Annotated in this window: 21 protein-coding genes and 1 pseudogene; 9 read left to right on the top strand and 13 right to left on the bottom strand. The window is 58.9% G+C overall.

Annotated elements, in window-relative coordinates; all coding sequences use genetic code 11:
• Positions 1-24: 24 nt before the first annotated feature.
• Positions 25-2,253: a catalase/peroxidase HPI gene (gene katG / locus K0B93_RS14195; RefSeq protein ID WP_219867815.1), complete on the bottom strand. Its 2,229-nt coding sequence runs from the start codon at positions 2,251-2,253 to the stop codon at positions 25-27.
• Positions 2,254-2,602: 349 nt separating this feature from the next.
• Between katG and K0B93_RS14190 the strand changes: the two genes are divergently transcribed.
• Together K0B93_RS14190 and K0B93_RS14185 are read left to right on the top strand one after the other, a co-directional pair.
• Positions 2,603-3,553, top strand: a complete 951-nt coding sequence (locus tag K0B93_RS14190) for a hypothetical protein (RefSeq protein ID WP_219867814.1) — start codon at positions 2,603-2,605, stop codon at positions 3,551-3,553.
• 106 nt (positions 3,554-3,659) lie between these two features.
• Positions 3,660-3,977, top strand: a complete 318-nt coding sequence (locus K0B93_RS14185; RefSeq protein ID WP_219867813.1) for a hypothetical protein — start codon at positions 3,660-3,662, stop codon at positions 3,975-3,977.
• Positions 3,978-3,990: 13 nt separating this feature from the next.
• On the opposite strand, the gene K0B93_RS14180 is transcribed toward K0B93_RS14185, so the two are convergent.
• The 6 genes from K0B93_RS14180 to K0B93_RS14155 all read right to left on the bottom strand — a co-directional run bounded on the left by K0B93_RS14180 (position 3,991) and on the right by K0B93_RS14155 (position 10,626).
• Positions 3,991-5,793 (bottom strand): AMP-dependent synthetase/ligase, encoded by a 1,803-nt coding sequence (locus tag K0B93_RS14180; protein WP_219867812.1) that lies wholly within the window; start codon positions 5,791-5,793, stop codon positions 3,991-3,993.
• The gene (locus tag K0B93_RS14175) at positions 5,790-6,599 is read right to left on the bottom strand and encodes an ABC transporter ATP-binding protein (protein ID WP_219867811.1); all 810 of its coding nucleotides are present in this window, start codon (positions 6,597-6,599) and stop codon (positions 5,790-5,792) included. Before K0B93_RS14175 ends, K0B93_RS14180 begins: the two co-directional genes overlap by 4 nt.
• A 9-nt stretch (positions 6,600-6,608) precedes the next feature.
• Entirely contained in the window at positions 6,609-7,817 is a 1,209-nt protein-coding gene (locus K0B93_RS14170; RefSeq protein ID WP_219867810.1) for an ABC transporter substrate-binding protein, read from the bottom strand.
• Positions 7,818-7,890: 73 nt separating this feature from the next.
• Positions 7,891-8,934 (bottom strand): branched-chain amino acid ABC transporter permease, encoded by a 1,044-nt coding sequence (locus tag K0B93_RS14165; protein WP_219867809.1) that lies wholly within the window; start codon positions 8,932-8,934, stop codon positions 7,891-7,893.
• A gap of 1 nt (position 8,935) precedes the next feature.
• A complete protein-coding gene (locus tag K0B93_RS14160) occupies positions 8,936-9,814 on the bottom strand; it encodes a branched-chain amino acid ABC transporter permease (protein ID WP_219867808.1) in 879 nt (292 codons plus the stop codon).
• Positions 9,814-10,626, bottom strand: coding sequence for an ABC transporter ATP-binding protein (locus tag K0B93_RS14155; protein WP_219867807.1), 813 nt, complete (start codon positions 10,624-10,626; stop codon positions 9,814-9,816). Before K0B93_RS14155 ends, K0B93_RS14160 begins: the two co-directional genes overlap by 1 nt.
• A 208-nt stretch (positions 10,627-10,834) precedes the next feature.
• Between K0B93_RS14155 and K0B93_RS14150 the strand changes: the two genes are divergently transcribed.
• A complete protein-coding gene (locus K0B93_RS14150; RefSeq protein WP_219867806.1) occupies positions 10,835-11,629 on the top strand; it encodes an enoyl-CoA hydratase-related protein in 795 nt (264 codons plus the stop codon).
• A gap of 25 nt (positions 11,630-11,654) precedes the next feature.
• Here K0B93_RS14150 and eutC read toward each other — a convergent pair whose 3' ends face one another.
• The 3 genes and pseudogenes from eutC to K0B93_RS14135 form a co-directional block, all read right to left on the bottom strand.
• The gene (gene eutC / locus K0B93_RS14145; protein WP_219867805.1) at positions 11,655-12,485 is read right to left on the bottom strand and encodes an ethanolamine ammonia-lyase subunit EutC; all 831 of its coding nucleotides are present in this window, start codon (positions 12,483-12,485) and stop codon (positions 11,655-11,657) included.
• Positions 12,478-13,890, bottom strand: a complete 1,413-nt coding sequence (locus K0B93_RS14140; RefSeq protein ID WP_219867804.1) for an ethanolamine ammonia-lyase subunit EutB — start codon at positions 13,888-13,890, stop codon at positions 12,478-12,480. Before K0B93_RS14140 ends, eutC begins: the two co-directional genes overlap by 8 nt.
• 37 nt (positions 13,891-13,927) lie before the next feature.
• A pseudogene (locus K0B93_RS14135) lies at positions 13,928-14,185 on the bottom strand (GGDEF domain-containing protein); the annotation flags it as partial.
• 143 nt (positions 14,186-14,328) lie between these two features.
• Here K0B93_RS14135 and nfsA point away from each other — a divergent pair.
• Complete coding sequence (nfsA, locus tag K0B93_RS14130; RefSeq protein WP_219867803.1) at positions 14,329-15,066, top strand: oxygen-insensitive NADPH nitroreductase; 738 nt, start codon at positions 14,329-14,331, stop codon at positions 15,064-15,066.
• Positions 15,067-15,082: 16 nt separating this feature from the next.
• On the opposite strand, the gene K0B93_RS14125 is transcribed toward nfsA, so the two are convergent.
• The gene (locus K0B93_RS14125; protein WP_219867802.1) at positions 15,083-15,838 is read right to left on the bottom strand and encodes a putative 4-mercaptohistidine N1-methyltransferase; all 756 of its coding nucleotides are present in this window, start codon (positions 15,836-15,838) and stop codon (positions 15,083-15,085) included.
• A gap of 120 nt (positions 15,839-15,958) precedes the next feature.
• Between K0B93_RS14125 and K0B93_RS14120 the strand changes: the two genes are divergently transcribed.
• Positions 15,959-16,735 (top strand): crotonase/enoyl-CoA hydratase family protein, encoded by a 777-nt coding sequence (locus K0B93_RS14120; protein WP_219867801.1) that lies wholly within the window; start codon positions 15,959-15,961, stop codon positions 16,733-16,735.
• Here K0B93_RS14120 and K0B93_RS14115 read toward each other — a convergent pair.
• Positions 16,701-17,681, bottom strand: a complete 981-nt coding sequence (locus tag K0B93_RS14115) for a hypothetical protein (protein WP_228743378.1) — start codon at positions 17,679-17,681, stop codon at positions 16,701-16,703. The genes K0B93_RS14120 and K0B93_RS14115 overlap by 35 nt on opposite strands.
• Here K0B93_RS14115 and K0B93_RS14110 point away from each other — a divergent pair.
• Together K0B93_RS14110 and K0B93_RS14105 are read left to right on the top strand one after the other, a co-directional pair.
• The gene (locus K0B93_RS14110; RefSeq protein WP_219867800.1) at positions 17,680-18,309 is read left to right on the top strand and encodes a metallophosphatase domain-containing protein; all 630 of its coding nucleotides are present in this window, start codon (positions 17,680-17,682) and stop codon (positions 18,307-18,309) included. The genes K0B93_RS14115 and K0B93_RS14110 overlap by 2 nt on opposite strands.
• Before the next feature lie 31 nt (positions 18,310-18,340).
• The gene (locus K0B93_RS14105) at positions 18,341-19,333 is read left to right on the top strand and encodes an LLM class flavin-dependent oxidoreductase (RefSeq protein WP_219867799.1); all 993 of its coding nucleotides are present in this window, start codon (positions 18,341-18,343) and stop codon (positions 19,331-19,333) included.
• Here K0B93_RS14105 and K0B93_RS14100 read toward each other — a convergent pair.
• Positions 19,330-19,872 carry a glutathione peroxidase gene (locus K0B93_RS14100; RefSeq protein WP_219867798.1) on the bottom strand — a complete coding sequence of 181 codons (543 nt, stop codon included), beginning with the start codon at positions 19,870-19,872 and terminating at the stop codon, positions 19,330-19,332. The two genes, K0B93_RS14105 and K0B93_RS14100, sit on opposite strands and share 4 nt — an antisense overlap.
• A 151-nt stretch (positions 19,873-20,023) precedes the next feature.
• On the opposite strand from K0B93_RS14100, the gene K0B93_RS14095 reads away from it, so the two are divergent.
• Positions 20,024-20,563, top strand: a complete 540-nt coding sequence (locus K0B93_RS14095; RefSeq protein WP_219867797.1) for a YqiA/YcfP family alpha/beta fold hydrolase — start codon at positions 20,024-20,026, stop codon at positions 20,561-20,563.
• 140 nt (positions 20,564-20,703) lie between these two features.
• Positions 20,704-21,732 (top strand): TRAP transporter substrate-binding protein DctP, encoded by a 1,029-nt coding sequence (dctP, locus tag K0B93_RS14090; protein ID WP_219867796.1) that lies wholly within the window; start codon positions 20,704-20,706, stop codon positions 21,730-21,732.
• Positions 21,733-21,780 lie beyond the last annotated feature (48 nt).

Below are 21,780 nucleotides of genomic sequence, written 5' to 3'. Positions count from 1 at the left end.
GCCGGGCTTTGGTTTCAGAGCCGATCAGCTCAGGTCGAACCGGTCCGCGTTCATCACCTTGTTCCAGGCAGCGACAAAGTCCTTCACGAACTTCTCCTTCGCGTCGTCCTGGGCATACACCTCGGCAATGGCACGCAGCTGCGAGTTGGAACCGAAGATCAGGTCGACCCGGGTTCCGGTCCACTTCACGTCACCGGTCTTCCGATCCTTACCTTCGAAGACATCAGCGTCATCCGACGTTGGCTTCCACTCGGTGTTCAGATCGGTCAGGTTTACGAAGAAATCGTTCGTGAGCTTGCCCGGGGTCTTGGTGAAGACACCGTGTTTGCTCTGCTGGTAGTTGGCATCCAACACCCGCAAACCACCCACCAGAACGGTCATCTCCGGTGCGCTCAGGCCAAGCAGTTGTGCCCGGTCCACCAGCATTTCCTCGTCGGAAACGGTAAAGCGAGCGCGGCGGTAGTTGCGGAAACCGTCCGCTTCCGGCTTCAACGGCTCGAACGACTCGGCATCAGTCTGCTCGTCGGTCGCGTCGGTCCGACCCGGCGCGAAATCAACCAGCACACTGTGGCCGGCGTCCTTGGCCGCCTTCTCGACCGCGGCGTTACCGCCCAGCACGATCAGGTCGGCCAGCGAGACTTTCTTGTTGCCCGACTGACTGTCGTTGAAGGCCTTCTGGATACCTTCCAGGGTCTGCAACACCTTGGCCAGTTGCTGCGGCTGGTTGGCTTCCCAGTCCTTCTGCGGCGCCAGTCGAATGCGCGCACCGTTGGCACCGCCACGCATGTCCGAGCCCCGGAACGTGGAAGCTGAGGACCAGGCGGTGTAGATCAATTCGGCGGGCGACAAGCCCGAATCCAGGAGTTTGGCCTTCAGGTCAGCGATGTCCTGGGCATTGATCAGCTCATGGTCAACCGGGGGCACAGGATCCTGCCAAATCAGGTCCTCGGCCGGTACTTCCGGACCGAGGTAACGCACTTTCGGGCCCATATCCCGGTGGGTCAGCTTGAACCAGGCGCGCGCGAAGGCGTCAGCAAACTCTTCCGGATTCTTGTGGAAGTGCTCTGAGATCTTGCGGTAATCCGGGTCCAATTTCATGGCCATGTCCGCAGTAGACATCATGATCGGCACTTTCTTGGACGGATCCTCGGGGTCCGGGGCCATATCACTCTCGGTCAGTCCAACCGGTTTCCACTGGTTGGCGCCGGCCGGGCTCTTGGTCAGCTCCCAGTCGTATTTGAACAGGACGTCGAAGTACCCCATGTCCCAGGTGGTCGGATTGGCGGTCCAGGCGCCTTCCAGGCCACTGGTGATGGCGTCGCGGCCCTTGCCGCTGCCGTGACTGTTCCTCCAGCCAAGGCCCATTTCCTCGATCGGCGCGGCTTCGGGCTCGGGACCTACCTTGTCCGGATCACCGGCACCGTGGGTCTTACCAAAGGTGTGGCCACCGGCGGTCAGAGCAACGGTTTCGTAATCGTTCATCGCCATGCGGGCGAAGGTTTCACGGATATCCTTGGCGGACGCCAGCGGATCCGGGTTCCCGTCCGGGCCTTCCGGGTTCACGTAGATCAGGCCCATCTGGACCGCCGCCAGCGGGTTTTCCAGATCTCGGTCACCCGAATACCGGCTGTGAGGCTTGTCACTGGTCGCCAGCCATTCTTCCTCGGCGCCCCAATAGATATCCTCCTCCGGCTGGTAGATGTCTTCCCGGCCGCCGCCAAAACCAAAGGTCTTGAAGCCCATGGTTTCCATGGCGACGTTGCCGGTCAGGATGAACAGGTCGGCCCATGAAAGCTTGTTGCCGTACTTCTGCTTGATCGGCCACAACAGGCGCCGGGCCTTGTCCAGGTTGCCGTTATCCGGCCAGCTGTTGATTGGCGCAAATCGCTGGTTACCGGTACCGGCACCACCCCGACCATCGCCCATCCGGTAGGTACCGGCACTATGCCAGGTCATCCGGATAAAGAACGCGCCGTAATGACCGTAATCCGCCGGCCACCAGTCCTGGGAATCCGTCATCAATGCGGCAAGATCCTTTTTCACGGCCGCCAGATCCAGCTTCTTGAATTCTTCGGCGTAGTTAAAATCCTCGCCCAGCGGGTTGGACTTGGGAGCATGCTGATGAAGGATGTTCAGATTGAGCTGGTTTGGCCACCAGTCCCGAACGGACGTGCCCTGACTGTCCATCTTTGTCATTGCGCCATGCATGACAGGGCATTTGCCGGCGCCCGGTTGATTCGTTGTTGAGCTCATATCTCTCTCCGGTTCTGCGGTGTTGTTTGGGGATCTATCCAAGATAGACCAAGTTCACGATCCAGAAGGCCAACTCACCTTTTTTTGTGGTTGGGAGCATCCAAACACAGGGGCTCAGCCCGACTATGTATACTTATTTGTAGCAGCAGTTCCGGGTGGTCACTATTTGCATTTTCTAACCGAAGCAATAGTTTTTGGTTTTCGGTCCCATGGGCGGTGATAGAAAGTGCCTCACTTCTGGCAGCAGCGATCGCCCGAACAGGATTTACCTAACCTTTACATCGTGTTGACAGTGTTTTGTAGAGCGCTCTGCAACCATAAACACCAACAACAAATGAAAGGTGGCTGTATGACTGTATGGAAAAGCGTACTACTGACATTGGTTCCCATCCTGCTGACGGGGTGCAAGGTCACCGTCTCGTCTGATCACGATCGGTCGGATGACCACTCCTCCTTCACGCCCGGATTTTTCTTTGACGCCCGTGACACCGGAGACCACTTCCCCGATTCGGACTGGAACCGGGACACCCATGCTCAGGCCTGCATCAGCGAGCCCCTGTACTTTGAAACCGACAGCGGCAGGGTCCGCGTCTACGGCTCGCCGGCGTACAGCGAGACTGATTTCCGGGCTGCAGCGACGGAGCTGGAACGTCACATAGATGGGGTGCTGGGCCGTTTCCAGTTGCGTTGGCACGAATTTGTGGAGGATCGCAGTGCGGCGGCGCCCTATCCCGGCCAGATCCTCGCCTGCCTGACCGATTCCGTTTCCCCGGACCAGCTCGCCGAGGCATCGATTTCAGCCGTCAGCATCAGCCCCCATTACAGTCACTGGCCCTATGGAACCGATTCCATCTTCAGCCACCAACTTGCCCACTTCGTTCAGGAAAACCTGAGTCGGTACAGCGCCCGCTACACCCTTCTGCCCTATTGGTTTGCCGAAGGCCAGGCCTCTGTGGTGGCCGGCGAACCCATCGCATCACCCTACCAGCACTACGACTACGATCCGCTGGACGACGCGACCCTGGCGGATGCCGCCCCCGCCGATTATCGCTTCGAGCATTATGCGCTCGCATACCACTACCTCGAGGAGGCCAACGACCCACTGGCGATGACGATACTTCTCGATCTGATTCAACTGATCGACTGGGAAGGGGGATTCGAGGGATACACAGACAGCGGGGAAAGCTGGGCGTTTGTCGAGGCGTTTAATGCTGCGGGACTGGTAGACCACCGCAATCAGGCGCTCACCTGGCAGCGATACAAGACCGACTACCACTACTTGCTGAGCCACAGCTATTGATCGGGAAGCGGGAAGGGATTCCCGGCACGAGCTGGATTAAAAGTGACCAATCAGGGATAATTCTGGCCGATTTTTTATCAGCTGTAGATTTCGGTAGCCTTAAATCATGACCTTTTTATCGATTCTCCAAGTCGTTATCTTTACCGCACTGCTTTTGAACACTGTACACCTGATGCCGGCCTTCGGCCGGTGTCTGCGAAACGCCGAGTCCCTACTCCGGTCCGGCTATCTCGGCGCGATGCTGACCATCCGTCTGGCGCGCAATGCCCTTGGCCTGATTCTGGTCACCGCCAGTACTGCACCCGACCCGAACATTCACGCGCTGGTCCCAAAGGGTATTCTGCTGTTCCTGGTACTGGCAGTGGTTAACGTTCTGCTGACCCATTATCGGCAGCGCGAGGACATTGAAGGGATCCGTTTCTAGAGCTCCCGGCCTCTCAGGCGTACAAGGACTCAATCACCTTCGTGTACTTCTCATAGATGTTGCTGCGACGCACCTTCATGGTTGCCGTCACCTCATCATCGTCATGGTCCAGTTCCTTGGTCAGCAAATGGAAGCGTTTGATCTGCGCTACCTGGGGCAGCTTGTCGTTACCCTTGTCCACCTCGCCCTGAATCAGAGCCCGAACCCGCTCATGTTCGGTAAGGCTCCGAAACGTGGTGTAGGCGATCCGCTCCTGCTCCGCCCACTTGGCAACGGTTTCGAAATCGATCTGGATCAGTGCCGACACGTACTTGCGAGCCTCGCCAATAACGATACATTCCTTGATGTAGGGGCTCGCCTTAATGGTATTTTCAATCTCGGTGGGTGACAGGTTCTTGCCGCCAGCGGTGATCATGATGTCCTTCAGGCGGTCGACGATTCTGAGCTGTCCGTCCTGCCACTCGCCGACGTCTCCGGTGTGCAGCCACCCGTCTTTCAGGGTCGATACAGTGGCCTCGTCATTTTTGTAGTAGCCCTTGAACATGCTGCCACCACGCATGATGATTTCATTCTGCTCGCCCAGTTTCACCTCCACTCCGGCAACCGCAACCCCAACCGTTCCAAGACGGATATCGTCCACAGGCTGCGCAGTCGCAACACCCGTGCTTTCGGTTTGGCCATAGACTTCCACCAGCGGAATGCCAATGGTCCGAAAGAATTGGAGAATGCCCGTTGAAATCGGGGCTGCACCGGTGAGCGCTATGGTGCATCGACGCAGGCCGATAAAGTTTTGCAGTGCCCTGAATACGAGCCAGTAATATGCACCATAGGTCAGGCGGTCAATCAGACTCCACTGGTTTTCCGGCTTCGTTGCCAAGGGCTCACAGGCCTTCATGGCGTGCTTGAACAAGCCTTGTCGGAACCGACCGGTCTCCTGCATCTTGATATAAATAGCAGAATGGAGCTTTTCCCAGATTCGCGGCACGCCCAGGAAAAAGCTCGGAGCTATCTCCCTCAGGTCTTCCTGCACAGTGCGCAGGCTCTCCCCGAAACTGACCGTACTCCCCGCATAGACCGGAGCGATATTGGTCAGAGCCTGTTCCGCCACATGGCACAGCGGCAGATAGGACAAGCTGGAACTGTTTTCGTCCACGCGCAGCAGTTCAAACAGCCCGGGCGCAGCCGCGTGCAGGTTTCCCCAGCTGATCATGGCGCCCTTCGGGCGACCGGTGGAACCGGAGGTATAGATCATCAGCGCCGTGTCTTCCATCTGCTGGTTATCCAGCAGCTCATCAATGAGCCCGGGATGGGTTTTCTCGAATTCCCGCCCCCTGGCCTCGATGTCCTGAAACGATGACGGCGGCGCCGGGTAAGAGCTCAGCCCTTTCATATCAATGACGATGTTATGTTTGAGTTGTGGCAGCCGGGGCCAGGCCTCCAGAACTTTATCTGTCTGCTCCTGATCCTCACACACCACCATCTCGGCGTCACCGTGCTCAAGCACATAGGCTACTTCGTTCCATGGGCTGGTGGGATATACCCCCACACAGATACCGTTCACCAGCCCTATCCCCATCTGGGCGATCACCCACTCCACCCGGTTCTCCGAGATGATTGCGACATGTCCACCCTCAGACAGCCCCAGTGCCCGAAGACCCAACCCGAAATGCCGTGCCCGCTCGTAATAATCCTGCCAGGAATACGCCTGCCAGATACCAAAGTCCTTTTGGCGAAGGGCCAGCATCGCCGGACGCTCTTTTGCGTGCGCCCTGAGCATCTGGGTGAGGGTCAGATCACGAACTTCGGGCGTTATCATGACAGCCACCGTTTACGGCGTTTGTAGTGCTTTATATCTCGGTAACTGCGGGCCGCCCCCTCCTTGCCACCGACCCCCAGGTAGAATTCCTGCACATCTTCATTGGCGGCAAGTTTCTCTGCCGGCCCGTCAATTACAATCTTTCCGTTTTCCATGATGTAGCCATAAGAAGCGATCGCCAGCGATACCGCCGCGTTCTGCTCCACCAGCAGGATCGCCGTGCCCTGCTCGCGGTTAATTCGAGAGACGATCGTAAATATTTCCTCCACCAACAGGGGCGCCAGTCCCAGGGAAGGCTCATCCAGCATGATCAGTTCCGGCTGGGCAATCAGTGCACGACCCAGCGCGAGCATTTGCTGCTCGCCACCGGACAGATAACCCGCCAGCTGCTTACGGCGTTCCTTGAGGCGCGGAAAGTAGTTATAAACCAGTTCGTAGGAGTCAGCGAGAGACTGCTTGCGACCACTCAGGGCATATGTGGCCGCAATCAGGTTTTCCTCAACGGTCAGGTCCTCAAACACCCGGCGCCCTTCCATCACATGGAACAAACCGCTACGCACCAGCTTTTCCGGTGCCACTTCCTTTACATTGGCACCGTTAAACCGGACTTCACCCGCGGTCACTTCACCGTCCTCCAGGCTTAAAAGACCGGACACACTTTTCAGTGTTGTGGACTTGCCGGCACCGTTGGAACCCAGCAGCGCCACGATGGCGCCACGGGGTACCCGCAGTGACAGGCCCCGGAGGACCTGCACCGCCTTGTTGTAAACCACCTCGATATTATCGATTTCCAGCAAGGCTTCCATACAACGGCCTCAGTCGAGTTGGATCCAGTCTGATACCGGCTCGTAACGGCCTTCCTCTGCGTTGACCCGCCAGATACGACCGACCGGGAACGACATGTTTTTCGCCGTCACGGGAACACCGATAATACCGCCGGTGTCCCAGTCCTTGATGGAAGCGAGCGATGCAGCCATGTTCTCCGCATTCAATTCCTTACCGGCATCGAGGGTACGCTTGACCACCTCGGTCCAGACCATGGCGTTGAACCAGCCCTGCATGTAGCCCGTGGGGCGATAACCTGCTTCCGGGTCGCTCTTTTCAGCCTGGGCACGCAGCGCATCCAGCATAGGCCCGCTTTCCTGGCTGTCGTAGTAGTTGTAGGGCATGACGCCCATATAACCGTCGGCATCCGCACCCATCTTGTCGATGATCAGCTTGTCAGACGACCAGAAGGTGCCCATGAACTGGGTATCCAGCCCCATCTGGCGCATCTGCACCATGAACTCGTTGATGGGTGACAGCACGTAGCCATGGAACACCACGTAATCCGGGCGCACGCGCCGCAACTTCAGCACCTCTGCAGACACATCCACGCTGCCCGGTTTGGTGACAATTTCTTCCACCACATCAATGCCCAGTTCCGCAGCTTTTTCCTTGCCATTTTCAATGGGGTCTTTGCCGAACTCGGTGTCACTGTAGACAAACGCCACCGTTGGTTTTTCTCCACCCTCACCCTGGGAGGCAATGTATTCCAGGATGATGCCGAACATCTGGCTATAGTTCGGGCCGGGAATGAACTGATACGGGTACTGTTCATTGTCCGTCAGTGCGGTCGCAAAGGAGGCACCGCTCATAAGTGTGGTGCCTCTGCTATTCAGTTCCGAGGCAATTGTCTTCATGAACCCGGTACTATCGCCGTAGTAAACCGGAACCGTGTTACTGCCGGTGATCTTCTTGAACGCGGCCACGGAACGGTCCACTTCATAACCGGTGTCTTCCATCACGTACTTCACCGGATGACCGTTAATCCCACCCTGGCTGTTTATCCAACTGGTGTAATCCGTCAGCCCGGCATGCAGATGCACACCGGCGAAGGCAAAGACGCCGGAAAGGGGGATCGACCCGCCGAATACGATAGGCTCTTTGTCCTGGGCCAAGGCAGGCGCCGCCACCGTCAGTGCTGCGACAAGACTACCCAGACCTGCCAGTCGGCGGCCGCTTTTGAGGATATTTCTGAACATGTTTCTTCTCCTTGCTGCTTTTTGTTGTTGCTGTTGCGTCGGTTCTGTCTGAAACACGAAAAAACGGACTCGTTTAGTTTCTGAAGGGCCACAAACTGAAAAAGCGTCGAATTCGATGCCAGATCTCCGCCAGCCCGTGCGGCTCAAAAATCAGGAAGCCGACAATCAGTGCGCCGAAGATAATCTCCAGCATTGGCGACATAAATACCGGGGCGTTGGGGTAGAAGGGCGTCAGGGCAGCCGTCAGCAATTTCAGAATCTCCGGAATCAGGGTCATGAAGGCCGCCCCGAGAATCCCGCCCAGCAGATTACCCATACCCCCGACGATCACCGCCGCGAGATAGAAAATGGACATGGACAGAGGGAAACTCTCCGGCGTTACGACCCGGTAGAAATAGGCAAAAAGGCCGCCCGCAACGCCCGCATAAAACGAGCTGAGTGCGAAAGACATGAGCTTGTAGCGCAACAGGTCGATCCCCAGGATCTCCGCCGAAATATCTCGATCCCGGATCGCGATAAATGCCCGCCCGATGCGGGTCCGGAAGACATTCCGCGCTGCAAACACCATCAGTACCGCCAGCGGTACGATGATAAAGTACATCCTGAAATCACTCTGGAACGTGACGCCGAACAAATGGGCGGGTTCCAGGCTCAGTCCGCCCATGCCTCCGGTAACGGACTCCCACTCGGCAAAGATAAAATGCAGGAACACGCTGGCAGCCAACGTGGCAATGGCCAGATACAACCCTTTCACCCGTAATGACGGCAACCCCACCAGAATGCCCACGGCGGCAGCCAGCAGCCCTGCCAACAATAGCGTCACCGGGAAGGGCAAACCGGTATTCAGGGAAAACCAGGCAACGGTGTAACCACCCACACCCATAAATCCGGCCTGCCCCAGGGAGATAAGGCCGGTAAATCCGGTCAGGATGTTAAGGCCCGTTGTGCTGATGACTGCGATGCCAACCAGGCAGCCCAGATACAGAAGGTAGGCATTAGCCATGAGCGGAAAGACCAGAAGCGCAAGCAGAAAAAGAGCGAACCAGAACTTCTGGGTCGGGCTGGTCCAGATGGCCTCATCGGCCTCATAGGTTTGTTTTGCGTCACCGATGCGCATCTTACACTCGCTCTATTTCGTGGGTGCCGAAAAGGCCATAGGGGCGAATCACCAGAATCACCGCGAGCACGGCAAAAGTGGCCGGCATCCGGTATTCACCACCGAGATAGGCGCCGGCAACGGTTTCGAGCCAGCCGATAAACACCCCGGCAATCAATGCGCCCAGAATGCTGTCGAGGCCACCGACGATAACGACGACCAGCACACTGAGACCGATTGCGCCGAATTGCGGGCTGAGGCCACCGGTCGCAGCCACCAGAACGCCCGCCAGAGAGGCGGCCAGTGAGCCAAAAACCCAGGCCAGATTAAACACCCGGCGTACATTGATGCCCATGGAGTAAGCGGCCGCCTGGTCCGAGGCAGTCGCGCGCAAGGCAACGCCCCCCCTGGAGAAGCGGAAATACAACAGGTAAAGGATCAGCAGAGCGGCACCAATGAGGAACCCATAGGCAATTTTTGGCGCCAGATACATCTCACCGATAAACACCGGTTCACGAGGCAAAAAGCGGGGAAGCAACTGAGGATCTGCGCCCCAGATCAGCTCCACCAGTCCCACCAGTATGCTGGCAACACCAATGGTGACCATGACCACTGATATTGGCGATTCCCCAAGCATGGGCCGAATCATCACCTTCTCGATCACGCCACCGAGAATACTGCCCCCCAGCACCGCCAGAGGAAGCGCGACCCAGGGTGACATTTCCAGACCACCGGCAAAGGCCAGGAACAGATAAGCCGCGAACATCATGATCTCGCCGATCGCAAAGTTGATGACGCGGGTCGCCTTGTAGATGATCACAAAGCCCAGAGCAATCAGGGCATAGAGGCCGCCCATAGCCAGGCCGGCAAGACTGATTTCACCAAAGAACAACCAGTCCACTAGGCCACCTCCCGCTGGGGATTCAGTTTCTTGCGCAGGCTGTCCATATCGCTGTTGCCGAGGTATGCCTTGATGACCTCAGGGTTGTTCTGGACGTCGGCCGGCAAGCCCTCGGTAATAACCTGGCCGAAATTGAGCACGGCGATGTGGTCGGAGATGTCCATCACCATGCCCATATCGTGCTCCACCATCAGCACGGTCACGTCCCATTCTTCCCGGATATCGAGAATAAAGCGGGCCATGTCTTCCTTTTCTTCCCGATTCATCCCCGCTACCGGCTCATCCAGCATCAGCACTTTCGGGCGCATGGCCAGGGCGCGAGCCAGCTCTACCCGTTTCTGCAGACCATAGGAAAGACTTGCCACCGGCTGCCGGCGAATATGATCAATTTCCAGAAAATCAATAATGTGGCGCTCTACCTCACGACGCACGGCCATTTCTTCCCGGCGGGCCGCCCCGAAATACGCGAGCGAACTCAGCAAGCCGCTCTTCATATGCACGTGGGCACCGAGTTTGATGTTATCGAGCACCGTCATACCCCGGAACAGGGCAATGTTCTGGAAGGTCCGTGCCAGCCCCATGGCTGCACGGGCTGGTGGCTTGACCCCCGCCAACACCTCGCCCTGATAGCGAATGGTGCCCTGTTGGGGCTTGTAGAAGCCGGAGATGCAGTTAAAAAGCGACGTTTTACCAGCGCCGTTTGGTCCGATGACTGTGGTGATCGTGTTTTCCGGCACCCGAAAGCTGACGTCCTGCAATGCCTTCACGCCACCAAAAGACAGCGACAGGTTACTTATTTCGAGGATACTCAATATTCCTCCCCGCACTCCGGGCACAAGGAAGCAGAGCCATGAACGCTCCGTTTTTGCCTCGCACACAAGGAGATTGTGATTATTGTTGTTGTCGTAAACGTCAGGCCAATGTCCTGAGCCACATACAAAATAGTCCAACCCGGCCATAAAAACCAAGGCGGTCTGTCCTATGCTTCATCAAAGAAGCAAAGACGGGAGACAAACAACAATGACAACCCTGCCTGTGACCCCTGCGTTCAATGAGAAAACCGGTGTGGCTACCCTGACCTTTAATCGACCGGAAGTTCTTAACGCCATCGACGTGCCCATGGCTCAGGCCTTTCACCATGCAGTCAAAGACCTGGCTGGCAAACCCGGGCTTCGATGCGTGGTTCTGACTGGTGCAGGACGCGCATTCATGGCGGGCGGCGATGTCGCCAGTATGTCCGGCTCTCCCGTTCAGACCCGGGAGGCGGTGAACGGAATGCTTGATGCACTGATTCCCGCCATTCTCAAGCTGCGAGCCATGGATGCTCCGGTGATCGCCGGGGTTAAGGGAGCCGCCGCTGGCGCCGGCCTTAGCCTTGCACTGATGGCAGATCTGATCGTGGCCGAGGAAAGCGCCCGGTTCCTGATTGCCTACAATGGGATAGGCACTGTACCTGACTGCGGTGGTACGTGGTTTCTGCCCCACAAGATCGGATCCGCACGGGCCACGGAAATGATGATGCTTGGCCGCACCCTGACCGCAATCGAAGCGAAACAATGGGGTCTGGTGACCGAAGTGTCACCGCAAGGAGAGTTTGACAAAACTCTGGCGGCCGTCGTTCACCGGGTCGCCAATGGGCCAACAAAGGCTTTTGGCGCATTTCGCAGACTGGTGGATGATGCCAGCGGCAGTCCTCTCGAGGCTCACCTGGAGGCGGAGCGACAGGCATTCCTGAAGGCCACGGAATCAGCCGACTTCGCCGAGGGCGTATCGGCGTTTCTCGCCAAGAGGCCAGCAGCCTTTTCCGGCAAATAACTCCCTCGCCTCGCCGTGCGGTTATTCAGCGGGTCAGAAACGTGTTGCTGGCTCGGTCCTGTTCGATCACCACCTCCTCTGTGCGATCCTTCAGCCCCACCCCTGAAAGCCTGAGGCGATCGGCTTCGCGAATCAGGTAGAGGAGGCGTTGGCTGGCGTCGTCAAAACTGAGCCCTGCGGGCCGGACGTTGGAAATACAGTTCCGGCATGCGTCGGAAAGGCCAGGCTCCGGCCCGAACGTGAGGTAGATACCGAGGCTGTCCGGGGAGCTAAGCCCCGGGCGTTCGCCTATCAGCACCACCACCATTCGTGCCCTGAGCAGGTTACCGACCTCATCTCCAATGGCAACCCGACCCTGCTGCACGATTGTCAGTGGCGCCAGTTGCCAGCCCTCACTTGCACGCCCCAGGTCGTTGAGAAAACGGTCCAGAAACGGGACCACGTTGTTCTGAACCGCAGAGGAAGACAACCCGTCTACGATAACGATGGCGAGGTCAGCTGCCGGGGCTTTTGCTTGCCCGGCGGCCACCAGCCGCTCATGCCCCTGCTCGGACAAACGCCGGCCCAGATCGGGCCGCTGCAGGTAGGTGAAGCGGTCCTCAGCCCGGCTGTGCAGCACGACAGGCACGCCAAGCGCCTTCACCTCGCCCAGGCTGTTGAGGGATTCAACCAGCCGGTCCACATCCAGTGGAAAATGCACCGCATCCCGCGCCCGGGCGTGAGCCAATTGGAACGCCAACAATTCGGACGTGGGCAGGCTGATCCCGGCTCGCCCCAGACCGATTCGGGCATCGGTGTAGCGACGCAGGCGCCGCCAGGCATTTTCGGTCACCAGCCCGTTTCGGGAATCAGTCATCTCTGGCCTCCCCGGGCAACCCCTTCAAACTTTTTCGGAACACGTCCGGCAGCAGGGCACTGGGCTCGTGCCGAGAGGTATCCGTGAAAATCTTCATTCGGTCGAGCCAGGCCTCGAACTCGGGCGCCGGCCGCAAGTCCAGCACCCGGCGGGCGTAGAGCGCATCGTGGAAGGAGGTGGTCTGGTAGTTAAGCATGATGTCATCGGAGCCCGGAATGCCCATGATGAAGCTGCAACCCGCCACTCCGAGCAGGGTCAGCAGGTTATCCATGTCATTCTGGTCGGCCTCGGCATGATTGGTGTAGCAGATGTCACACCCCATGGGCAGCCCCAGGAGTTTGCCGCAGAAGTGATCCTCCAGTCCGGCCCGGATAATCTCCTTGCCATCGAACAGGTATTCGGGTCCGATGAATCCGACCACGGTATTCACCAGCAGCGGATCGAACTTCCGGGCGACGGCATAGGCCCGGGCCTCACAGGTTTGCTGGTCCAGCCCGTGATGCGCATCCGCGGACAGGGCGCTGCCCTGTCCGGTTTCAAAGTACATGACGTTCCGACCGACCGTACCCCGATTCAGTGAAAGCGCGGCCTCACGGGCTTCCTTCAGGGTCGCGAGACTGAAGCCAAAGCTCTGGTTGGTCGCCTCAGTGCCGCCGATCGACTGGAAAACCAGGTCAACCGGAGCGCCTTGCTCAATGGCTTCAAGGGTGTTGGTCACGTGGGTTAGGACACAGGACTGGGTAGGAATCTCGTATTTGCTGATGATCTCGTCCACCAGCCGCATCAGACGGGTGGCCTGGGCCACGTTGTCGGTCGCGGGATTGATGCCGATCACGGCGTCGCCACTGCCGTAGAGCAGGCCATCAAGGATGCTGGCCGCAATACCGGTGATATCGTCGCTGGGGTGGTTGGGCTGCAGACGCGTGGACAGCCGCCCGGCCAGGCCTATGGTGCTGCGGAACGCGGTCTCGACCCGGCACTTCCTGGCCACCAGGATCAGATCCTGATTGCGCATCAGCTTACTCACCGCCGCCACCATTTCCGGCGTCAGCCCGGGTCTGAGGGCCGCCAATGCTTCGGGTGTGGCGAGGTCGCCGAGCAGCCAGTTCCTGAAATCGCCGACGGTGAGATGGGAAATGACGCTGAACGCGCCGGCATCGTGATCATCCAGGATCAGGCGTGTGACTTCATCGGACTCGTAGGGGATCAGCGCCTCTGACAGGAAGGTTTTCAGCGGCAGCTCCGCCAACTTCATCTGGGCCACGACCCGTTCTTCGTCTGACCCGGCAATGACCCCCGCCAGGCGATCCCCCGAGCGGGCCGGGGTGGCCTTGGCCATCAGCTCTACCAGGTTCCGGAACTGCCATGTCCGGCCCCCCAGCATAAACGAGTAAGGGTGACGCATCGCATTTCTCCACCAACCGGTTGCCGGTATTGAGCACCGCGGCAAACTCCTCGCCACCAATGCGCCCGACGGTCTCGACATTCCGTAACTCTTCGGCCAGGAGGGCCGCTACAAAACGCAGGGCATCATCACCGACCGCGTGTCCCCAACGATCATTGATCTGCTTGAAGTAATCAAGATCAATCATCAACACCGTGAGCAACTGTCCGCGCTGTCTCGCCTGCTCAAAATCCGGCAGCCCCACCAGGCTGTGGATACCCGCAAGTAACAACAACGGCGACAGGCCAAGGCTCATCAGCTTTGACTGCGCCCGGAGGTATCTGCTTTGTAGTAATTGGTATTATTGTTGTCATCACTTTTACCCGCACAGCAAGACGGATAAGCTCTGATTCGGGTATCGTTCGTACGCTACATCAAAGTCACCGACCGCGAGAAACCATGAACGCCACGATTGACCTCCTGAAGTCTCACCGCTCCATCCGGAAGTTTACCGACGGGAAAATCCCCCGCGAACTGTTGCTCGAATTGATCCGGGCCGGTCAGAGCGCAGCAACCTCCAACCACGTACAGGCTTACTCTGTGATTCACGTGGTCAATGCGGATAATCGCTCGAAAATTGCGGAGTTGGCAGGTGGCCAGGACTACATAGCCGACTGCTCCGATTTCCTGGTGTTCTGCGCCGACATGAAACGCTCCACGGAAGCGGCTGAACGGGCCGGCGCGGACGTTGTCCGCGGCACCACCGAGCAACTGGTGGTTGCCAGCGTAGACACCGCGCTGATGGCCCAGAATGTCGCCATAGCGGCAGAATCGGAGGGTCTGGGCCTGTGTTACATCGGCGGCATTCGTAATAACCCGGCCGAGATCAGCAGCATCCTGAAACTGCCTGAGCATGTTTATCCGGTGTTCGGCCTCTGCCTGGGGTACCCCGACCAGTCCCCCGAGGTAAAACCCCGGCTCCCGCTGGAAACCATACTCAAGGAAGACTACTACCAGGACGAGCAGGACCGGAAACAGGTCGAGTCCTTCGACGCCACCATGAATACCTATTACCGGGAACGCACCGGTGGCAACAAGGACACCACCTGGTCCGAGCAGCTCAAACCGCTGTTCACCACCAAGCTGCGCCCCCATATGAAGAACTTTCTGGAGCGCATGGGCTTTCAAATGAAATAGCCCGCACCGGCTGGATTCAGGCTGGGGTTTTCTGCCAGACCGTGAGCTCGGAGAAACTGTGCTGGAACTTGTTTCGGGTCTCCCGAATCACGAACGGCAGGCTCCGAGGCTCCCCCATCTGGCGGAAATGCGGCTCCAGCATATCCCTCAAACCGTCCAGGGTGGAATATTCCTCGCCATCCTTCATGAAACCGCCAACCCACTCGGCCCGTGGCGTGTACTCCTCCAGCCAGGTGTAGGGTGAGGCGATGACCAGCAGACCGTCGTCGTTGATGCGCTCATGGATGGTGGTGAGAAATTTAGACGGTTGATAAAGACGGTCAATGAGGTTTCCCGCCAGGACCAGATCGTAACCGGCAAATCGGGGGTCGAGGTCACAGGCATCGCCCTGATGGAACGCAACCTTGCCGGCCGTCTGCTCCAGGTCCAACGCAGCCAGTGTTCGCTCGTGATAGCTAACCAGCTCGCCCTCTTCCGGGCGGGCGTAGCGAACCCGTTTGTGTTCCGCCATTTCCTCGCACTTTCGAATAAACGTGGCCGAAAAATCGATGCCATCAACGTGGTCAAACCGTCGCGCCAGCTCGAAACTGGTCCGGCCACAGGCACAGCCAATGTCCAGGGCGCGCCCGAAGGTCCGACCGTCCATGGCATCGATGGCGACGTCGGCCAGTTCTTTCGGGAAATTGGGCTCGCCGTGCCACCGCTCGCCAAAATGGAACTCCGAGTACTGGGCAAGTGTGGTGTCGTTCTCGTAAAACCCGCTGGGCTGCATTTCCCCGGCCTCCGACCCTGTTTGTGAAATGGGTTATGCTCACGGTATCGGGTGAGACTTGTTCACTCATCATACAATGAATACGGCGTTTCCCCGCAAAAGACGCACAGGACACCCACTATGACCGAGCAACCCGTTCTTACGTCACTGACCGAAGGTATCCTCACCATCACCCTGAATCGACCGGGTCAACGCAATGCGGTGGATCGGCCAACCGCGAACGCCCTGCGTCGCGCTTTCACGGAATGTGAGGAGAATGAAGCCGTCAAGGTTGCGGTACTGACGGGTGCCGGCGGCAACTTCTGCGCGGGCGCCGACCTCACCGCCCTCGACGACCCGGACCGACGCAACGAGATTGACCCCCATGGCACTGGACACGGCCCCATGGGACCCACCCGGATGCAGCTGTCCAAACCCGTGATTGCTGCGGTCTCGGGTTATGCCGTTGCCGGCGGCCTGGAACTGGCGCTGATGTGCGACATGCGCGTGGCAGACAGTTCTGCGGTCTTTGGTGTTTTCTGCCGGCGCTGGGGAGTCCCCCTGATTGATGGCGGCACCGTGCGCCTGCCCCGGACCGTGGGCCATGGCCATGCCATGGACATGATTCTGACCGGCCGCCCGGTCCCTGCCGACGAAGCCCTCACCATGGGACTGGCCAACCGGGTGGTTCCGGAGGGCACCGCCCTGGATGCGGCGCTGGACCTGGCCAGAACCATCGCCGGCTTCCCGCAACGCTGCCTGCTGGCTGATCGGGCCTCAGCCATTCGCCAGTGGGACCTCAGCACCCGGGACGCGCTGGCCACCGAGGGTGCGGCCGGCTACCCCGTCGTTTTCGAGGAGGCCATTGCCGGCGCCCGCAAATTCAAGGCGGGGGCGGGTCGCCACGGGCAGTTCTGACCAGAGCCGCCAACCAGGGTTCCAGCTCCTGATAGGCTGCCAGATCGAGGACGAATTCCTGGCCCCGGGCTGCGCCTTTCAGATAGCACCATGGGGGCGCCAGTTGCCAGCGGTCGGCCCTGGCGTGGTAGCTCAACGGCACCCGGGCGGCGCCCGGATAGAAGCCGGCTGGCAACCGCCACTGGGTCGGCAGACGGGCGTCCGGATCGCTCAGCAACAGGCGCTCATCGAACCGGGTAAAGACACCGCTGCCGGGTAGCACCTGCCGCTGTTCCGGCAACCGGAACTCATTACTGGCCACATACAGAGTATTGCCCGCATCGGGCTGGCCATGAAAATGTGGATGGTACCGGGCCCAGGGCAAGGCGTTCTCCGGGAGCGCATCAATGGAGTGAATATCGGCAATGTGCAACCAGCCCCAGATGGCATGAAACGGCCGTGACCCCGGGACGAATCGCCAGCGTCTTCGCCAGAGCTCGGCCTGGCGAAAGACGGCGAAAAACAGGAACAGATCGCCCGGAGCCACGCCCTGATTGCGCAGGTGGCCCTGGGCCGACCCCGTCTGCCCCAAGACCGGCCGCCACCCGCCCTGACGGGGGTAGGCATCCGCGATCAGATCCGGATCCAGATGGGCACCGTCACCACCTCGCACGCGCCCACCGCTGAGATCCCGAACCAGCTTGCCCAGACGGCGTTCGCCGAAACGCACCTCGTCATAACGGATTCGCGACTGGTCATCCGGAATCGGCAACACGCACAGCGAACTGTCCGGCAGAACCGGGCTGGGGCATCCACCGGCGGAGGAATCGAAGCCTTTGCGACTCAGTATCAGGCGCATCGGGGTCACCATAAATGCGTGGACGGGTCTGGGGCGACAGATGCTATCGTAGAATACGATGGATTGCCCGATCGAACCGCCATTGTCATCCAGGACACGCCGAACCATGAGAATTGTCTGTATCTCCGACACCCACAGCATGCACCGACAGATCGAGGTGCCGGACGGGGATCTGTTGATTCACGCCGGGGACTGTCTCGGGGTCGGCACCCTGGAAGAGCTCGAGGATCTGGATCAGTGGTTTTCGGAGCTGCCCCATCGCCACAAGATCCTGATCGCCGGCAATCACGACTGGTGTTTTCAGGACGAGCCTGCCGAAGCCCGGGCCCTGGTCCAACACGCCCATTACCTGCAGGACAGCCCACTGGAGCTGGGGGGGCTGAAATTCTGGGGCAGCCCCTGGACACCGGTATTTTTCAACTGGGCTTTCAACCTCGAGCGGGGCCCGGCGATTGCCGAGCGCTGGGACCGGATTCCCGAGGATACCGACGTGCTGATTACCCACGGCCCTCCGGCCGGAATACTCGACCGGATCATTTTACCCACCGGTACGGTCCGACCCGGCTGCGATGACCTTGCCCGAAAGGTTGAAACCCTGTCCCTCCGGCTCCATGTTTTTGGTCACATTCACGAAGACCACGGACAGCAACTCATCGGTGACTGCCTGTATGTCAACGCCAGCACCTGCACCGGCAGTTACAAGCCGTTGAACCTGCCGGTTGTCGTGGATCTCTGACTCACCAACATGCACACCGATCCGGAGCCCCATGCCTAACCGACCCGACTATTCCCTGCTTGAACTCGCCTCCGTTCGTGAAGGCGATTCCGTCAGCACCACGCTGGCCAACAGCGTGGCCTACGCCCAACATGCCGAGCAACTGGGTTACCGGCGTTTCTGGCTGGCCGAGCATCACAACATGGAAGGGATCAGCAGCTCCGCAACCTCGGTGCTGATCGGACACATCGCCGGCAAAACCAACCGGATACGGGTGGGGTCTGGCGGGGTGATGCTGCCCAATCATCCGCCCCTGGTGATCGCCGAACAGTTTGGAACACTGGAAAGCCTCTACCCCGGACGCATCGACCTGGGGCTCGGGCGTGCGCCCGGGACCGACCCGATCACGGCCCGGGCCCTGCGTCGGGAAGGGCTGGGCGCCGAACAATTCCCCGAGGACGTGGCCCGCCTGCAACAACTGCTGGGGCCACTGCAACCGGACCAACCCGTGAAGGCCATACCCGGTGCCGGCACCAGGGTGCCCGTCTGGCTACTTGGCTCAAGCCTCTACAGTGCGCAGTTGGCCGCCATGCGCGGCCTTCCCTACGCCTTCGCCGGGCACTTTGCGCCGCGACTCTACCGGGAAGCGCTGCGGGTCTACCGGGACAATTTCCAGCCCTCCGAGCAGCTCTCCAGCCCCTATGCCATGCTGGCCGTCCCGGCTATTCCCGCCGACTCGATGGATGAGGCAAAGCTGCTCGCGACCACCAGCTACCAGAGGATTCTCGCGCTGTTTCGGGGCCAGCCGCTGTGGATGCGCCCACCGGTAGAATCCATGGAAGGGCTCTGGAATGCCGGTGAGAAGGCGAGCGTGCAGGATTTCCTCACGCTGCAGCTGCTGGGCAACGCCGACGATCTGAACCGGCAACTGGATGAATTGCTCGGGACGATCGAGGTTGACGAACTGATGTTCACGATCGACATATACGACCCGGCCAAACGCCGTCACGCCCTGGATGTTCTGGCCCAGACGCAGCGTTCCTAAAGCACCGATTCGACGGCCCGGATCAGGGCCGGATCGTCCGGTGTCACCCGGCTGGGGAAGGCCTCCACCACCTGGCCATCGCGATCAAGGACATACTTGAAAAAGTTCCAACGTGGTGGCTGGCTCTGATCACTGACGTGCTGGAACACGGGGTTGGCGTCCGACCCCGTCACCGGACCCGGGGCAATCATGGTGAAGGTCACTCCAAAATTCTTGAAACAGACCCTGGCAGCCTCGGCCTCGGTGTCCGCCTCCTGGCGGAAATCGTCACTGGCAAAGCCAACCACGACCAGCCCCCGATCCCGGTATTTCTGGTGCAGCGCTTCCAGGCCCTCGAACTGCCCGGTGTAACCGCAGCGACTGGCGGTGTTCACAACCAGCATAGGCTTGCCCGCTGCCGAACCACACAGATTCACATTGTCCCGGGAGTGCAGCTTACGCAGTTCGTGGTCGAGGAAAGCCGGGCAGGCCGCCGGCTCTGCGGCGTAAGCCCAGCCGGTTGATAAGGCGATAAGGGCGACTAAGACCAGTCTGACCATGGTTGATTGCTCCTGTTTCACTGGGAGTGTCTACGTTATTAACCGCCAAATGGTTTCAGTGACGCCCCCATCACGAGTGGACAGGGCGTGACTAACCCACCATCCTTTCTATAGCTTTCCCATGAGTCTAAAACCTCACAGAGTTCCAGTTATGCCCACACCCCAGCTGTTTGTTTTCCTTTCCCACGGCCTTGAGAGTGGGCCCGGAAGCACCAAGATCCAGGCGATGAAAGACGCGGCCGAGACCTTTCCGAATGTCACTGCCATTGCCATCGATCACCGCAGCACAAAAGATCCGGCAACGCGTCTGACACAGATGGCAGCGGCAATGGACGAAGCAGGGGCAGATCCGGCGTGTACCGTGCTCGCCGGGTCGAGTATGGGAGGCTGGGTGTGCGCACAGACCAGTGAATCACAGCCGGTTCTCGGCTGTTTCCTGCTGGCCCCCGCCTTGGCGATGGCAGGGTACCCCCAGTCCAGCCCCCGGGTTCGGGCCCGGTTCAGCCAGGTGATCCACGGTTGGGCGGACGATGTGGTACCGGTAATGCCGGTTCTTGAGCTGGCCCGTAAACAGGGGCTTCCCACGCTGGTCTTACCGGATGGCCACCGGCTTGAGAACAGCGTCGACCGGGTGGTCAGTGAGTTCCGCTGGTTCCTGGAGATGTGTCGTTCGAATCTGAATGAACCGTGATTTCATGAACTTGCGATACAGGTTCGGCACCGGGTCTGAAATTTTTGTTTTGGCCATTTCCTTGCGAAAACCCCGTTGTTTTGCCAGTCTTTAATAATGTAACAATAATTGTCAGTAAAAAAACGGACGGAGAAAACCCGATGAGTAGCATGAGTAAATTCAAGAAACTGGCCGGAATTTCAGCGTTCGCTTTTGCGGCGATGACGGCCGCCAATTCGGTGAATGCCGCCAACTGGCGCTACGCACACGAAGAATATGAAGGCGACGTACAGGATGTGTTTGCATACAAGTTCAAGGAATACGTCGAGGAAAACTCCGATCACAGCCTGCAAATTTACCGTTTCGGTGAGCTGGGTGAATCCGACGATATCATGGAGCAGACCCAGGCCGGCATCCTCAACTTTGTGAACCAGTCTCCTGGTTTCACCGGCGCCCTGATTCCGGAAGCGCAGATTTTCTTCATTCCCTACCTGATGCCGACCGACATGGATACGGTCATCAAGTTCTTCCGCGAGAGTGAAGCCATCAACGAAGATTTCCCGAAGCTGTATGCCGACAAGGGACTTAAGCTTCTGAAGATGTACCCGGAAGGCGAAATGGTGGTCACTGTTGACGAACCGGTCACCAAACCGGAGGACTTCAACAACAAGAAGATCCGCGTCATGACCAACCCGCTGCTGTCCGAAACCTATGCAGCCTTTGGTGCCACACCGACGCCGCTGCCCTGGGGTGAAGTGTATGGTGCACTCCAGACCAACATGATCCAGGGTCAGGAAAACCCGATTTTCTGGATCGAGTCCGGTGGTCTGTACGAAGTGTCTCCGAACCTGGTCTTCACCAGCCATGGCTGGTTCACGACCGCGATGATGGCAAACCAGGATTTCTACGAAGGCCTGTCCGATGAAGACCAGAAGCTGGTTCAGGACGCCGCCGATTTTGCCTTCGAGGAAATCATTGTCCACATCGATGGCCTGGCTGAGGAAGCCCTTAGCAAGATCAAGAAAGCATCCGACGAGGTTACCGTTACCCGTCTGAACGACGAACAGATCCAGGCCTTCAAGGAGCGCGCTCCCCAGGTTGAGGATAAGTTCATCGAAATGACTGGCGAGAGCGGCAAGGAACTGCTTAACCAGTTCAAGGAAGACCTGAAAGAAGTTCAGAACGACTGATCTGATTGATCAGTGCCCGCCGGCGCCTGCCGGCGGGCCTACCCCTTA

The sequence above is a fragment of the Marinobacter sp. F4218 genome (assembly GCF_019443085.1).
GTDB lineage: Bacteria > Pseudomonadota > Gammaproteobacteria > Pseudomonadales > Oleiphilaceae > Marinobacter > Marinobacter albus.
This window is presented reverse-complemented; position numbering and strand designations above follow the sequence as displayed.

Coding starts and splice junctions, on each gene's coding strand:
- katG (WP_219867815.1), bottom strand. CDS start 2,253: ATGAGCTCAACAACGAATCAACCGGGCGCCGGCAAATGCCCTGTCATG.
- K0B93_RS14190 (WP_219867814.1), top strand. CDS start 2,603: ATGACTGTATGGAAAAGCGTACTACTGACATTGGTTCCCATCCTGCTG.
- K0B93_RS14185 (WP_219867813.1), top strand. CDS start 3,660: ATGACCTTTTTATCGATTCTCCAAGTCGTTATCTTTACCGCACTGCTT.
- K0B93_RS14180 (WP_219867812.1), bottom strand. CDS start 5,793: ATGATAACGCCCGAAGTTCGTGATCTGACCCTCACCCAGATGCTCAGG.
- K0B93_RS14175 (WP_219867811.1), bottom strand. CDS start 6,599: ATGGAAGCCTTGCTGGAAATCGATAATATCGAGGTGGTTTACAACAAG.
- K0B93_RS14170 (WP_219867810.1), bottom strand. CDS start 7,817: ATGTTCAGAAATATCCTCAAAAGCGGCCGCCGACTGGCAGGTCTGGGT.
- K0B93_RS14165 (WP_219867809.1), bottom strand. CDS start 8,934: ATGCGCATCGGTGACGCAAAACAAACCTATGAGGCCGATGAGGCCATC.
- K0B93_RS14150 (WP_219867806.1), top strand. CDS start 10,835: ATGACAACCCTGCCTGTGACCCCTGCGTTCAATGAGAAAACCGGTGTG.
- eutC (WP_219867805.1), bottom strand. CDS start 12,485: ATGACTGATTCCCGAAACGGGCTGGTGACCGAAAATGCCTGGCGGCGC.
- K0B93_RS14140 (WP_219867804.1), bottom strand. CDS start 13,890: ATGCGTCACCCTTACTCGTTTATGCTGGGGGGCCGGACATGGCAGTTC.
- nfsA (WP_219867803.1), top strand. CDS start 14,329: ATGAACGCCACGATTGACCTCCTGAAGTCTCACCGCTCCATCCGGAAG.
- K0B93_RS14125 (WP_219867802.1), bottom strand. CDS start 15,838: ATGCAGCCCAGCGGGTTTTACGAGAACGACACCACACTTGCCCAGTAC.
- K0B93_RS14120 (WP_219867801.1), top strand. CDS start 15,959: ATGACCGAGCAACCCGTTCTTACGTCACTGACCGAAGGTATCCTCACC.
- K0B93_RS14110 (WP_219867800.1), top strand. CDS start 17,680: ATGAGAATTGTCTGTATCTCCGACACCCACAGCATGCACCGACAGATC.
- K0B93_RS14115 (WP_228743378.1), bottom strand. CDS start 17,681: ATGGTTCGGCGTGTCCTGGATGACAATGGCGGTTCGATCGGGCAATCC.
- K0B93_RS14105 (WP_219867799.1), top strand. CDS start 18,341: ATGCCTAACCGACCCGACTATTCCCTGCTTGAACTCGCCTCCGTTCGT.
- K0B93_RS14100 (WP_219867798.1), bottom strand. CDS start 19,872: ATGGTCAGACTGGTCTTAGTCGCCCTTATCGCCTTATCAACCGGCTGG.
- K0B93_RS14095 (WP_219867797.1), top strand. CDS start 20,024: ATGCCCACACCCCAGCTGTTTGTTTTCCTTTCCCACGGCCTTGAGAGT.
- dctP (WP_219867796.1), top strand. CDS start 20,704: ATGAGTAGCATGAGTAAATTCAAGAAACTGGCCGGAATTTCAGCGTTC.